The organism is Sphingobacterium sp. UBA1498 (assembly GCF_002325125.1).
Lineage (GTDB): Bacteria > Bacteroidota > Bacteroidia > Sphingobacteriales > Sphingobacteriaceae > Sphingobacterium.
Genome location: NZ_DCRG01000001.1, coordinates 116,482 through 129,951, shown reverse-complemented (window position 1 = coordinate 129,951; position 13,470 = coordinate 116,482). Strand labels below are relative to the sequence as shown.

The following is a 13,470-nucleotide window of genomic DNA, read 5'->3' as shown; positions in this document are numbered from 1 at the left end:
ATCAGATGGAAGAGACAAACGGTACGGGTTTTAAGCCTAAAAAAAGTGTAGCACTCTCTGGTGTACCGGCAGGTAATACCGCTTTGAGTACTGTCGGAAAAAGTGGTAATGATTTGCATTATAGGGGATATGATATCTTGGAGTTGGCGCATCAAGCCAGTTTTGAGGAGGTGGCCTACCTGCTTGTTTATGGGAGCTTACCAACTCAGGCGCAATTAAGCAGTTATCAAAGTCAGATCTTAAGTCAGCGTGGGTTGCCGATTACTGTTCAGCACGTACTGAAGCAATTGCCATCCACTGCTCATGCCATGGACGTCTTGCGAACTTATGTATCTTTTTTTGGAAGTGTTTCACCCGAAAAAGAAAGCCATCCCATTGCTGGGGCTCGGGATATTGCAACTCGCCTGATGGCGTCAATGGCTTCAGCGCTGTTGTACTGGTACCATTTCAGTCAGCATGGCCGTGAAATTGAGGTTGAGACAGCTGATGCAACTTTAGGTGGCCATTTTCTGCATCTGCTACATGGAAAGGTACCCGCCGCTTCTTGGGTAAGAGCTATGCAAATTTCACTCAATTTATATGCAGAACATGAGTTTAATGCATCTACATTTACAGCGCGGGTCATTGCTGGGACAGGTTCTGATATGTATTCCTGTATAGCTGGTGCGATAGGTGCGTTACGCGGACCTAAGCATGGCGGGGCCAATGAGGTCGCTTTTGAAATACAGAGCCGTTATGCAAATGCTGATGAGGCGGAAGTGGATATCCGGAGACGATTGGCTAATAAGGAAGTTATTATTGGGTTTGGTCATCCTGTATATACCATCTCTGACCCAAGAAATGAAGTGATAAAACAAGTGGCAAGGGAGCTTTCGGAGGAAGCTGGAAACATGACACTCTATCTGATCGCAGAGCGATTGGAAAAAGTCATGTGGGAAGAAAAGAAAATGTTCCCTAATCTAGATTGGTACTCGGCAGTGTCCTATCATATCATGGGCATTCCGACAGAAATGTTTACTCCTTTATTTGTCCTCTCACGTATTACCGGATGGTCTGCGCATGTTTTCGAACAGCGTCAGGATGGAAAAATTATCCGGCCAAGTGCACATTACACTGGTCCCGACAATAGAGCTTTTGTGCCTATTTCTGAACGGTAAATAGGACTGGGGGCAAGAAGCCAAACCTCTTTGTTAGCATATAGCTATTAGGAAAATTAGGCGTAAGAGCGGATTTTAATCAATAAATAAAACGACAGTCTTATACAACATACACGAATGGGCTCAGCAATATCAAATGAAAGACCACAGCCAGATCAGGTTTTAGTGGACATTGTGGACTATGTTCTACACGATCAAATTGGAGGGAAAGTCGCTTGGAATACGGCTTTCTATTGTTTTCTCGACACAGTTGGTTGCGGCTTGGAAGCACTAACATATCCCGCCTGTACCAAACTCTTAGGGCCTGTTGTTGCCGGTACCATTGTGCCAAACGGCGCACGGGTACCAGGTACAAATTTTCAATTGGATCCGATACAGGCGGCGTTCAATATCGGCACGATTATTCGATGGCTAGATTTTAATGATACCTGGCTCGCTGCGGAGTGGGGACATCCATCAGATAATTTGGGTGGTATTTTAGCAGTGGCAGATTGGTTGAGTCGAATCAATATAGCTAACGGTCAAAAGCCGTTAAAGACTAAAGCGGTGCTGGAAGCAATGATCATGGCCCATGAGATACAAGGTGTTTTAGCACTTGAAAACTCTTTTAATAAGGTGGGGATAGACCATGTTATTTTGGTGAAGGTGGCTTCAACAGCTGTTGTAGGTAAGCTTCTCGGTCTAACAAGAGAAGAACTTCTCAATGCGGTTTCGTTGGCTTTTGTTGACGGGCAAGCATTACGCACGTATCGACACGCACCAAATACAGGTAGCCGAAAATCCTGGGCTGCCGGAGATGCTACTTCGCGTGCTGTTCGGCTCGCGTTGATCGCAAAAACTGGAGAAATGGGCTACCCCTCTGTTTTGACTGCGCCAACATGGGGATTTTATGATGTATCTTTTCGAGGGAATCCATTTAAATTTCAACGGGAATATGGATCTTATGTAATGGAAAATATTCTTTTTAAAATCTCTTTTCCGGCCGAATTCCATGCGCAGACTGCAGCTGAAGCTGCTATGCAACTTTATCAGCAACTGAAAGAATTTGGAAAGAGCAGTGCGGATATCGCTCGTGTAACCATCCGCACACATGAAGCCGCTATTCGTATTATTGATAAAAAGGGGCCTTTACACAATCCTGCAGATCGGGATCACTGTATTCAATACATGGTGGCGATTCCGTTGATATTTGGCCGGTTGACAGCTGACGACTATGAAAATCATATTGCTTCTGATCCGAGAATCGATACGCTTCGCGATAAAATTTCCTGTGTTGAAGATGCGCAGTTCACTGCTGACTATCACGATCCTCAAAAACGTGCAATATCAAACGGTTTGACAATTGAATTGATTGACGGTACAATATTGCCTGAATTAGTGGTTGAATATCCGATAGGTCATCCCAGGCGTAGGGCAGAAGGTATTCCTAAGTTAATTGAAAAATACAAAACAAATCTTGCTCGTGTATTTTCGGAAAAGCAACAGCAAACCATTCTTGCTGCAACTTTGGACTACGATACATTCCTTGAGCAGGATGTTTCGCATCTCATGGATTTGTTTGTCCGCCAATGGTAGCGAAGTAGGGCGGCATTCAATGTCGCCCTACTTTTTTTATTACCTCGCTACATCACTAAATCACTACGCTGTTTTAAGATTGTAATAGGTATACTGTACCTCTTCGTATTTTTATAATCAGCTATTAGATTCGCATCGGAGCATGCAGCAGCAGTCTCAAATTCAAGTTAGCTGATACAGGGCCAGTTTGACTCGAAGCCATGATAAAATCTGAAATTCTTGTTCGCCAGTTTTTTTAAAGATTCGGGGATGTCCCATTGATCGCCAAGGGACTGAAATACCTGACATTCGGCCACGAAAACCGGAAGCGTTGTGCGGTCGATGTGGCTAAATACTCCACCGGTATAAGAGGCATAACCTACGCCTAAAATAGCGCCGATGTCACCGTCGATGGGCTGATCGAGTATGCCTTCTTCGAGGCATCGATAACTATCTAATGCCATGACATGCAACAAACGTTTATGAATTGTCGTAGGCTTTACATTTTCCTTTAAAGATGAAATTTTGGGATTCTTCCAAATCGTTTTGTTTTCACTTGCGTAATCGTAGAATCCTGCTCCCCATTTTTTTCCTTTTCTTCCCTGGTCGACTAGCGATTTCAGGTAGTTATATGCGCGCTTCTGGCTGGCATGCAGCCGAGGTAATTGATCGTAAACATGTAACATCAGTTCCAGGGAAATTTCGTCCAATACTGCCAAGGGCCCCACTGCAAATCCTGCTGCCGCCGCTTCTTGTTCGATCAGCTCCGGTGAGATACCCTCCAGGACCATGGTAATACCTTCGAGTAAATAGTTGAAGAATACGCGCGAAGTGAAGAAGCCAGGACCATCATGTACGACTATCGGAACTTTATTTAGGCGTGAAGCTGTAATAAGTGCTTTCTCTAAAGTTTTTTGTGCGGTTTGTTTACCGCAAATGATTTCGACAAGGGGCATGCGATCTACCGGAGAAAAAAAATGCATACCTATAAAATTTTCGGGATTGTTGGATGCTTTTGCAAGCTCGGTAATGGGCAATGATGTGGTATTTGTGGCGAAGAACCCATCTTGGTGTAAATAAGGTAAGCTTTGTCGTGTTACTTGTGCTTTAAGGTGGAAATCTTCAAATACCGCTTCAATAACGCAATCAGATCCGTCAAGATCTGCCATTTGATCGGTGGGTTTGATACGAGCAAGTAATTGGTGTTGTTGTGAGGAGGTGATGCCACCGAAAGAGAATAGTTTTTTGCATATCCGATTGGAATAGGCTTTGCCCTGTTCAGCTTGGTTGAGTGTAACATCTTTTAAAACGACCTCAATTCCCGCTCGCGCAGCTTCATAAGCTATACCAGATCCCATCATACCGGCGCCCAATATGCCGATTTTTTTTAGGTTGTAGTCGTTACCATGTGTGATCTTCGTGGATGATTTTGCTGATTTTACGCCGTAATGCAGTGTGCGGACCATACTCAATGTCTCGGGAAGGCTGAAGGTTTCCAGGTATAACTGTGCTTCCTTCTCGGCGATTTCAAGAGGGCTGGATGAAGAGTTTGCTGTTAATAACTCAATAACAGCATTTATGCCGGGATATAAACCGCGTGCCTTTTTTTGAATATTGAAGACTGCATCGGCTGTTATTTTGTCGGTATGCCGACTCTCTTGTTTATCAAAACATTGAGGTGTATGGCGGATCGAGGTTTTGGCTAAATATAGGCAGTCATCGGAGTGATACGCTAATTCGTCTACCAATCCCAGGTTGTGGGCTTCCTCACTATTCCAAAGTTTGCCTTGTGTCAGCAAGCGGAGCGCATCGTTGGCACCGATCAATGGTGGTAAGTAGACGGTTGTACCAAAAGCTGTAAACAGCCCGTATTGAGCTTCGGGGAAGCCTAATTCTATTTGTGTTGGTGCAATTCGATAGCTAGACCACAACATACTTGCTAGTGCTATGCCTGAACAATTACCAGTAAAAATGGAAACAATAGGTATATTAAACGTTTTCCAACGCAATACCTTTGATAGAAGCGTGTATAAGTTTGAAGAAGTTGCACGGCTCAGTGAAAATTGCTCAAATAACTGAATATATTCGATTTTTTCATCTTGAATAGGGCAAGTATACACAACGCCTTTGATTTCTTTCGTTTCGAGAACAAGCGTGACCAGGTCAACAAATTGCGTGAGATAACCCACAATATCCAGCGGCTCGGCTATTGCCGTTGAGATGGGGCTTATTGTAATGATATGATGATCGTCCTGTTCTACCCAAAAGAGGGGATGTGTCCTATAAGATTCGTTTTCCTGCATAATACTTGGCAATAGGTGTTGCGTTACTTCGATTATTGATTGGAACTTTTGGATGGATAGGTTACATGATCTATCGTCATTTTGGAGATGATTTCGAGCATGATTTCTGATGTGCCGCCAATAATAGTTCCTACACGCACATCGCGATATAACCGGGCGATTTTATAATCTTCTGTAAATCCATAGCCACCAAATAATTGGAGACATTGATTTACAACGTTCAGCGCAAGCTCACTCGCTTGTAGTTTAGCGATGGAGCATTCCTTCACGGCATATTCCTGCTGATTTTGTAGGTCGCAACAATAGTAAATAAAAGCCTTCGTCGTAGCTATATTCGCTTTCATCTGCGCGAGGCGATGCCGGATGGTTTGAAATTCCTGAATTTTCTTGCCGAAGGCTTCACGTTGTGCTACATAGTCAAGTGTATACTGAAATGCAGATTCCGCGGTAGCAAGACTATGGATAGCTGCAGTTAGTCGTTCCAATTGGAGCCCATCCATTAAGTAGCGGAATCCTTCTCCTTCTTTACCAATGAGGTGCGAAATAGGGACCCGAACGTTGTTAAATCCTAATTCAGCTGTATCAGAGGCATGCCAGCCTAGTTTTTTGATTTTGCTTGACGAAACGCCAGTTGCATTTCGATCCATAAGTAGCAAGCTGATACCCTTTGTACCCTGTTCAGGAGATGTCTTGACAGCTGTAATAAAGAAATCACCATAATACCCATTAGTGATAAAAGTTTTAGACCCGTTGACAATATAAAAATCTCCATCGCGTACGGCTGTTGTCTTGATTTGCTTTACATCAGAACCGGCTCCGGGTTCCGTTATAGCCACAGCACTGACCATATCACCTGCAATAACGGGCTGAAGATAACGTGCTTTTAGATCCTCTGAACCATATTTGAGTAAGTAAGGAGCGGACATAAACTGAATAACAAGTGCGGAAATAGTAAATCCTCCAGAAAAGCAAGATGATAATTCTTCACAAAGGATCAAGGAATAATAGAAATCCAGGTCTACTCCGCCGTAAGCTTCTGGCATATTTAGTCCCATAAGTCCCATATCACCCATTTTTTTCCAAATATTCCGATCTATTTCACCTCTATTTTCCCAGTCGTCGATGTAAGGTGTAATTTCTTTTTGAATAAATGCGCGAAGTGTATCGCGAAAAATATGATGTTCGGCTGTGAACCTGACTGTCTGCATAATCGTTTATTTTCCTTATTGGTTATTTTTGAAATACGAGCGCGTTTACGTATCTGCTCTTTCGGGATATTACCTATACTAATTTAATTAAAAGCTTTGGCTTTTTACAAATATTTATTCTTTATTTTTCGTTCAATTGTTTAAGTAGGGAAGTTTTTCAAATGTTTTTTTGCTATTTATTCTGTTTTAATGTGTAAAAATAAAACGGCGTTGTTGTGCTGTATCTGTTAAATTTTTTATCTTTAAACATCAGGAAGGTGGCCGGGTTATCATCAGGAAAGCCATCTGATTTTAGCAAAACAATTATAAACTTTTATAAGATGTCAAAAAGAGTATTTATCGTTGCTGCGAAACGTACGCCAATTGGAAGTTTTGGTGGTGCATTATCGACCCTATCGGCACCAGAGCTTGCAGCTCACGCTGTTCGTTCTGTTGTTAAAGAAGCAGGTGTTGCTAGCGATTTGGTTGAGGAAATCATTATGGGTTCAGTTTTGCAAGCAGACTTGGGGCAAGCGCCGGCGAGGCAGGTGGCCAAGTTTGCTGGTCTTTCGGATCATACGGTTGCAACAACCATTAATAAGGTCTGTGCGAGCGGTATGAAAGCAATAGCCGTCGCTGCGCAGGCTATTTTTTTAGGCGACGCCGATATTATAATTGCGGGTGGGATGGAGAGTATGAGTAGAGTGCCTTATTATGCTAATTCCATGCGTTGGGGTGCTAAGTTTGGTACGCAGCGTCTGAGTGATGGTTTACAGCGTGACGGCTTGAGTGACGCCTATTCAAATGAAGCTATGGGGTGCTTCGCCGAGCTATGTGCCGAAAAATATCACATAAGTCGTGAAGAGCAGGATAGCTATGCCATCCGCTCTTATAAACGCAGTCTCGATGCCTGGCAGAAAGATAAGTTTTTAAAGGAGGTTCAATCTGTAACAATACAAGGTCGTAAAGGGGACACCGTAGTTTCGGAGGACGAAGAATTTTCCCAGGTCAATTTTGACAAAATACCCGAACTTAAACCAGCCTTCAAAAAGGAGGGGACGGTAACTGCAGCAAATGCATCGACCATCAGTGACGGAGCGGCGGCTGTCCTTTTGGTGTCTGGCGAAAAAATGGAAGAACTTGGACTTCATCCAATTGCAGAAATTGTCGCTTGTGCTGATGCGGAACAGGCTCCAGAATGGTTTACAACGACTCCAAGCGTTGCTACCGAGAAAGTGCTGAAAAAAGCTGGATTGACACTCCAAGATATTGATTACTTTGAATTTAATGAAGCTTTTTCTGTTGTGGCGTTGGTAAATGCACAAATTTTGGGTTTGCCAATGGACAAAGTCAACGTGTATGGAGGAGCTGTCTCTTTAGGCCATCCATTAGGTTGTTCGGGAGCAAGAATCGTGGTTACATTAAATAGTATTTTAAGACAAGAGGGAGGCTCATTGGGGCTTGCGGCAATCTGTAATGGTGGCGGTGGCGCATCTGCCATGATAATCAGAAGAACTTAATTCTTCTTCCAGATCAGATTATTGTACTTATCTGGAAGAAGCTCCATTCATTTATTTTATTGTTGATCATTCATAGCTTCCAAGAGGATTGTTCTATTCGTTACAACATAGATTGATTCTACTCTTCATATAAGCGGTTTGCCTCGACTCCGTGAAGGGCTAGTTCTGATTCGATTTCCGTAGGGTTGAGTCGGATACCTTCTATGGTTAATAGATTATAAATAGAATCCAAGTCTATTTTCCATTCGTGGATGCCATTCAATTTTTCAATAGCGTCTTTGATTTTGTCTACAAGACTGGGATGTTGAGCATTAGTTTCGAAAATGAGCTTTTCCATAGTGTTCCATATTAGGCCCGATAAAAAATCAGGCGTGTTTAACCAAAATAGTATAGACAATCATTTGATCGGCTAATTACGATAGTATTAATATACGCATAATAATGTTAAATTAATGGTCTAAAATGATTAAATTGTAATGAAACTATTAATTTTTGTAATAAATATGAGAATATGCTCCATCATTAACGTTGTTGATGGCTGATCGTAGACCCTAAAAAAAGTAGTGTTAAACAAAAAGCCCTTAATCCATTTGATCTAAGGGCTTTTTGTTTAAGGCTATGAATGCTTATTTACTTGTTTTTTCTATTTTGATCTTTAATCCGATCAGTTTTTCAATATCAGCCAGATAAGGTCTTTCTTCCACATCACAGAAAGAGATTGCTTTTCCTTCGAGTCCGGCCCTTCCTGTTCTTCCGATGCGATGAACATAGGTTTCAGGTACGTTCGGGAGATCATAATTGATAACGAGGGGAAGTTGTTCGATATCGATTCCTCTTGCAGCAATATCGGTGGCAATTAATATTTTTAGATGATTGTCTTTAAATTCACCCAGTGCCTTTTGTCTGGCATTTTGAGATTTATTTCCGTGAATGGCTGCTGCTCTCAAACCATTTTTCGCAAGTAGCTTAACAATTTTGTCGGCTCCGTGTTTTGTTCTGGAGAATACGATCGTACGTTCCTGTTTAAGTTTTTTTAATAGGACTGTTAGCAATTTGATTTTCTCCTTCTTTTCAACGAAAAATACCGATTGATTTACTTTTTCGGCTGTTGAGCTTACCGGAGTAACGTCAACTTCCAAAGGTTTATTCAATATTCCATGGGCAAACTTACGGATGTTGGGAGGCATTGTTGCCGAGAAAAATAGTGTTTGTCTCTTTGACGGAATCTTAGCTAGGATCTTTTTTATATCATGTATAAAGCCCATGTCCAGCATGTTGTCGGCTTCGTCCAATATGAGCATTTCGATCTTATCTAGAAAAACGATCTTTTGGTTTATTAGATCCAGTAAGCGCCCCGGGGTAGCCACCAGGATATCAACGCCCTTTTTTATTTCTTTGACCTGTTTTTCTTGGCTTACTCCGCCGAAAATAGTGCAATAGTTTAATTTTAGATATTTTCGGTATAAATTGATATTATCTCCGATTTGAATAGCCAGTTCACGTGTTGGCGTAAGAATCAGTGCCCTAATTGGAACGAATTTACCTGATGTCTTGGTTTCTTCAAGGCGTTGTAAAAGGGGGAGTGCAAAAGCGGCAGTTTTCCCTGTGCCCGTTTGTGCACACCCAATCAGATCGTTTCCTTTCAGTACAATTGGAATCGCCTTTTGTTGAATTGCTGTGGGATGTGTATAGCCTGTTTCTGTTATTGCTTTTAAAAGCGGATCGATTAAACTGAGTTGTTTAAATTCCATGCGTAGTATGTTCGAATTTGTCTTAAATAAAACCTTTTCAAATCATTTTATGCTTTTTATTTGAATGCCAAAAGTCTACAAATAAAAAGGATAGGATTAATGAAAGTTTAAAGGAAGAATAGGAAAAAGAAATGGGATAAGTCATTGTGAATTACCCCATTTAACAAGAAAGTGTATTTTTTGGATTACGCCAATTTTACATTTGTAGCGCTGATCCCCTTTGGAGTTCTTTCTACATCATAAGTAACAACGTCGCCTTCAGATACTTGGTTTTTAAGCGCAGAAACGTGTACGAAAACATCTGCACTACCATCCTCTGGTGTAATAAAACCAAAACCTTTAGTTTCATTGAAAAATTTAATTTTACCTGTATTCATTATTTTTAATTAAGTGCGGCAAGTTAGGTATAAAAAACCATTAATCGCTCATTTTTTTTGATGAATTACAAAATGTGTTGTTCAGTTGACTAATTTTCATCGTCTATGTAAACTTTCGTTAGGTTTGTATATATATATTTTACAATGCGTATTGCAGGCACCTAAATTCATTTTTGTAATTTCATCGAAGCAATTTGCTTTTTATAAAAAAGGGAGCATTTCTCAATAAGGTATTCATCGGGGCGTATGTATTCATATCGATCACCTCGGCAATGCGCAAATAACAATTTTTAAACCATTATCTAATGAATAGAAAAGATTTTATTAAATCGTCTACTGTTTTGGCTGCATCATCGTTTTTCTTAAATGTCCAAGGTTCCAGTTTATTAGATCAGTCTATTCGAGTTGGACTGATTGGTGTAAATGGCATGGGCTGGTCAGATTTGAATTCATTATTAAAGAATGACGGGATTGTGTGTACGGCTCTTTGTGACGTAGATGATAATATTCTTAAAAAGAGAGCGGAAGAGCTGCGGAAAAGAAACATACACGTCGAAACTTTTGTGGATTATAAAAAGATGCTCCAGAGCTCACGTGTGGATGCAGTGATCATTGCAACGCCGGACCATTGGCATTGCCTGCAAATGGTAGATGCTGTCAATGCAGGAAAGCATGTGTATGTAGAGAAGCCCATTGGCAACTCTATTCTTGAATGTCAATTAATGGTTCAGGCTGCGAAAAAAAATAAGGCTATTGTTCAGGTTGGCCAATGGCAAAGAAGTCAGCAACATTTTCAAGACGCTATTGATTTTGTTCATTCTGGAAAATTGGGCAAAATAAGATTAGTAAAGGCTTGGTCCTACCAAGGGTGGAAAAGTGCCATTCCCGTTGTACCTGACGAACCCGTTCCGGCAGGTGTTCATTATACGGAATGGCTTGGACCCGCGCAAAAAAGGCCATTTAATCTGAATCGATTTCATTTTAATTTTCGATGGTTTTGGGACTATGCGGGTGGCTTGATGACCGATTGGGGGGTCCATATGCTGGACTATGCTTTACTCGGCATGAACGTTTCCGATCCAAAGTCTATTATGGCCTCAGGAGGCAAATTTGCTTTTCCGGATGACGCTGGACAAACGCCGGATACAATGACGGCCGTGTACGAGTTTGAGGGTTTTAATATTCAATGGGAGCATGCCAAAGGAATTGATCTTGGTCCATATAACCGTAACCACGGTGTCGCATTTATTGGTAACAATGGTACGCTGGTTTTAAACCGGTCTGGATGGGAGGTGATTCCAGAAAAGGGGCGGATGGAAGCGGTCGCTATGCAACCTTCTTTAGACGATGGACTAGATAAGCACATGGAAAATTTTGTGGCCGCCATTCGTCAACGTAATCCGCTATTACTTCATGCACCAATCGAAGTTGGCGCCCATATCGCCATCTTTTCTCATCTAGGAAATATAGCATTCAGGACAGGTCAAAAGCTCTATTGGAATAAAGAACAACAGAATTTTACGGATCAAAAGGCGAATGCGTACTTAGCATCGGTTTATCATAACGGATATAAATATCCAAAGGTATAATGCATTGCGACGGGTTGTTGATTAAAATAAATAATCAACAACCAATGGGTTATTGCTGTACATCTTTGAGCACAAATTCATTTGCAAGATCGATCTCCTCGCGATTGATGGTATGACCTCCGTTTGAATATATAGCGAGCTGTACGTTTGCATTCATTTTTTGTAAAATGGATGCTGTTGTTTTGACCCGTTCTAATGGAACGTGGAAATCGGGATCGCTAGTGCCGAGGAGAATTGGAGTCTGTGCAAAATCTCCGCTGTAATTTTGGTGGTTAATTTCTTCACCTATTACGCCGCCGATAATTGCGACTGCCCCTCCGTAATGCTGCGCATGCCGTGCAAGGTATTCGAGCGTTAAGCAGGCTCCTTGAGAGAACCCGAAAAAATAAATGTCTTTGGCAGGGATTCCCTGCGCTAAAGCGAGTTGAACGGTATGGTCGATTAAGTCCACTGCTGAACTCAACCACGGTTCGTTCTGTTGAACAGGAGCTATAAAGGAAAAGGGATACCAACTGTGGTTTTCGGCTTGAGGTGCCAGCAGTGCAAAATTATCGACCTGAAGGTACGATGACAGGCTAAGTATATCTTCGGCACTTCCGCCCCGGCCATGGATCATGATGATGGCTTTTTTTGCCTGTTCCAAATTGTGACCGGCTCTCTTGATGTTTATTGGATGACTCATGTTGCTTTTTCTTTTTTGATAATTATGTTGTTCTTCTAAACCAAATATCTTGATAGCGCTCGGGATGGCGATGAAATTGTGCATTTACATAAGGACATAATGGAACAATTTTCATGTTATTTTCGCGGGCATAAGATACGAGCTCTTCGAGAAGTATTTTTGCAAATCCTCTGCCTTCATATACATCATCTACCTCGGTGTGGTAAACAACAAGGTTGCCGTCGATGATCGCAATGCTCATTAAGCCGGCTTTATGATTATCAGAGAATAACTGGAGTTCGCCGCGTTGACTTTTGTCCAGGATAATTTCAGTTCTTTCCATAGCTCTTTTTTTTTGCAGGTGAAATTAATGTGATTTATTGATCTAGTCTATTTTCGGTAATGCTTTTTCAATTTGTAATCGGTGGCTTTCATACTGTTTTGGTAATTTGAGGGCAGAACCTAAACTCGATAGCTGTTCATCCACTGTAAAACCGGGGTTATCGGTCGCGATTTCAAAAAGTACGCCTCCTGGTTCACGAAAGTATAACGAGAAAAAATAGTCTCTATTTATTTTAGGCGTGATATCTAATCCTGCCGAAAGTATTTTTTCGCGGTACTCCATCAAGACGTTATCGTTTTTCACGCGAAATGCAATATGATGGTTTGTACCGGCTGCATTTTTGCCGTAGTTCAGATTTTCATCTGCAATGATGTCGACCATGTTGGCTGTGGCTATACTGTACGTCGTCAATCGATAACGATTGTCAATCTGTTGGCTAAGCGTATAGCCTAAAATATCGGTCAGTATTTTTACGGTTGGTTCTGCCTTTCTTAAAGAGAGTGTTACATTATGGAAGCCTTTTAAGGCATTTTCTGCTTGGATATCGGTGGTTGTCCAAGGAAGTCTTGGATCAGTTGTTTCAATAAACTGAAGCTGCAACCCGTCAGGATCACGAAATGATATTAATTTCTCTCCAAAAATCTCATCTTCTATCCACTGGATGCGATATTGTGTTAAGCGATTTTTCCAAAAATCTAGACTACCTTTCGGTACCGAGTACCCTATGTGGGTAGCCATTCCTGCACCTGGGGCTCCTTTTCCGATACCTTCCCAAGGGAAAAAAGTAAGGATAGTCCCAGGTTCTCCCATTTCATTGCCGTAGTAAAAGTGGTAGGTGCCGGGATCATCAAAGTTTACGGTCTTTTTTATAAGACGGACACCCAGTACTTGCGTATAAAAATCGAGATTTCGTTTTGCATTATCGGCTATCGCAGTAATGTGATGCAATCCTAATATTTTATTTTCCATATTAACGTATTATGTTTTCTTGACTAATGTAAAGTTACGCCAACCCAAAGGAAGTTTTA

12 protein-coding genes are annotated in these 13,470 nt (G+C 41.5%); 4 read left to right on the top strand and 8 right to left on the bottom strand.

All coding sequences use genetic code 11. The features are described from left to right. The first annotated feature begins 5 nt into the window (after positions 1 to 5). The gene (gene prpC, locus B3139_RS00535; RefSeq protein WP_209574347.1) at positions 6 to 1,157 is read left to right on the top strand and encodes a bifunctional 2-methylcitrate synthase/citrate synthase; all 1,152 of its coding nucleotides are present in this window, start codon (positions 6 to 8) and stop codon (positions 1,155 to 1,157) included. Between the two features lie 117 nt (positions 1,158 to 1,274). Further along, positions 1,275 to 2,732 carry a bifunctional 2-methylcitrate dehydratase/aconitate hydratase gene (locus B3139_RS00530; protein ID WP_293879195.1) on the top strand — a complete coding sequence of 486 codons (1,458 nt, stop codon included), beginning with the start codon at positions 1,275 to 1,277 and terminating at the stop codon, positions 2,730 to 2,732. A gap of 167 nt (positions 2,733 to 2,899) precedes the next feature. Here the strand turns inward: B3139_RS00530 and B3139_RS00525 are convergent, their stop codons facing one another. Together B3139_RS00525 and B3139_RS00520 are read right to left on the bottom strand one after the other, a co-directional pair. Continuing rightward, a complete protein-coding gene (locus tag B3139_RS00525; RefSeq protein WP_293879193.1) occupies positions 2,900 to 5,014 on the bottom strand; it encodes a 3-hydroxyacyl-CoA dehydrogenase NAD-binding domain-containing protein in 2,115 nt (704 codons plus the stop codon). A gap of 32 nt (positions 5,015 to 5,046) precedes the next feature. Continuing rightward, a complete protein-coding gene (locus B3139_RS00520) occupies positions 5,047 to 6,222 on the bottom strand; it encodes an acyl-CoA dehydrogenase family protein (protein ID WP_293879191.1) in 1,176 nt (391 codons plus the stop codon). 320 nt (positions 6,223 to 6,542) lie between these two features. Between B3139_RS00520 and B3139_RS00515 the strand changes: the two genes are divergently transcribed. Continuing rightward, entirely contained in the window at positions 6,543 to 7,721 is a 1,179-nt protein-coding gene (locus tag B3139_RS00515; protein WP_293879189.1) for a thiolase family protein, read from the top strand. Between the two features lie 118 nt (positions 7,722 to 7,839). On the opposite strand, the gene B3139_RS00510 is transcribed toward B3139_RS00515, so the two are convergent. The 3 genes from B3139_RS00510 to B3139_RS00500 form a co-directional block, all read right to left on the bottom strand. Next, positions 7,840 to 8,058: a hypothetical protein gene (locus tag B3139_RS00510; RefSeq protein WP_209574336.1), complete on the bottom strand. Its 219-nt coding sequence runs from the start codon at positions 8,056 to 8,058 to the stop codon at positions 7,840 to 7,842. Between the two features lie 289 nt (positions 8,059 to 8,347). After that, positions 8,348 to 9,472 carry a DEAD/DEAH box helicase gene (locus tag B3139_RS00505; protein WP_293879186.1) on the bottom strand — a complete coding sequence of 375 codons (1,125 nt, stop codon included), beginning with the start codon at positions 9,470 to 9,472 and terminating at the stop codon, positions 8,348 to 8,350. A gap of 185 nt (positions 9,473 to 9,657) precedes the next feature. Continuing rightward, positions 9,658 to 9,849 carry a cold-shock protein gene (locus B3139_RS00500; RefSeq protein ID WP_046672944.1) on the bottom strand — a complete coding sequence of 64 codons (192 nt, stop codon included), beginning with the start codon at positions 9,847 to 9,849 and terminating at the stop codon, positions 9,658 to 9,660. Between the two features lie 305 nt (positions 9,850 to 10,154). Here B3139_RS00500 and B3139_RS00495 point away from each other — a divergent pair, with 305 nt between their 5' ends. Next, positions 10,155 to 11,438: a Gfo/Idh/MocA family protein gene (locus B3139_RS00495; RefSeq protein ID WP_293879170.1), complete on the top strand. Its 1,284-nt coding sequence runs from the start codon at positions 10,155 to 10,157 to the stop codon at positions 11,436 to 11,438. 49 nt (positions 11,439 to 11,487) lie between these two features. Here the strand turns inward: B3139_RS00495 and B3139_RS00490 are convergent, their stop codons facing one another. From B3139_RS00490 to B3139_RS00480, 3 genes are read right to left on the bottom strand one after another with little or no spacing between them, the layout of a single operon-like run. Beyond that, positions 11,488 to 12,120, bottom strand: coding sequence for an alpha/beta hydrolase (locus B3139_RS00490; protein ID WP_293879168.1), 633 nt, complete (start codon positions 12,118 to 12,120; stop codon positions 11,488 to 11,490). Positions 12,121 to 12,142: 22 nt separating this feature from the next. Further along, entirely contained in the window at positions 12,143 to 12,442 is a 300-nt protein-coding gene (locus B3139_RS00485) for a GNAT family N-acetyltransferase (protein ID WP_293879166.1), read from the bottom strand. 42 nt (positions 12,443 to 12,484) lie between these two features. Continuing rightward, on the bottom strand, positions 12,485 to 13,411 hold the full coding sequence (locus tag B3139_RS00480; RefSeq protein ID WP_293879164.1) for a ring-cleaving dioxygenase: 927 nt from the start codon (positions 13,409 to 13,411) through the stop codon (positions 12,485 to 12,487). Between the last annotated feature and the right edge of the window lie 59 nt (positions 13,412 to 13,470).

Coding starts and splice junctions, on each gene's coding strand:
- B3139_RS00510 (WP_209574336.1), bottom strand. CDS start 8,058: ATGGAAAAGCTCATTTTCGAAACTAATGCTCAACATCCCAGTCTTGTA.
- B3139_RS00490 (WP_293879168.1), bottom strand. CDS start 12,120: ATGAGTCATCCAATAAACATCAAGAGAGCCGGTCACAATTTGGAACAG.
- B3139_RS00515 (WP_293879189.1), top strand. CDS start 6,543: ATGTCAAAAAGAGTATTTATCGTTGCTGCGAAACGTACGCCAATTGGA.
- B3139_RS00520 (WP_293879191.1), bottom strand. CDS start 6,222: ATGCAGACAGTCAGGTTCACAGCCGAACATCATATTTTTCGCGATACA.
- B3139_RS00525 (WP_293879193.1), bottom strand. CDS start 5,014: ATGCAGGAAAACGAATCTTATAGGACACATCCCCTCTTTTGGGTAGAA.
- B3139_RS00505 (WP_293879186.1), bottom strand. CDS start 9,472: ATGGAATTTAAACAACTCAGTTTAATCGATCCGCTTTTAAAAGCAATA.
- B3139_RS00485 (WP_293879166.1), bottom strand. CDS start 12,442: ATGGAAAGAACTGAAATTATCCTGGACAAAAGTCAACGCGGCGAACTC.
- prpC (WP_209574347.1), top strand. CDS start 6: ATGGAAGAGACAAACGGTACGGGTTTTAAGCCTAAAAAAAGTGTAGCA.
- B3139_RS00495 (WP_293879170.1), top strand. CDS start 10,155: ATGAATAGAAAAGATTTTATTAAATCGTCTACTGTTTTGGCTGCATCA.
- B3139_RS00530 (WP_293879195.1), top strand. CDS start 1,275: ATGGGCTCAGCAATATCAAATGAAAGACCACAGCCAGATCAGGTTTTA.
- B3139_RS00500 (WP_046672944.1), bottom strand. CDS start 9,849: ATGAATACAGGTAAAATTAAATTTTTCAATGAAACTAAAGGTTTTGGT.
- B3139_RS00480 (WP_293879164.1), bottom strand. CDS start 13,411: ATGGAAAATAAAATATTAGGATTGCATCACATTACTGCGATAGCCGAT.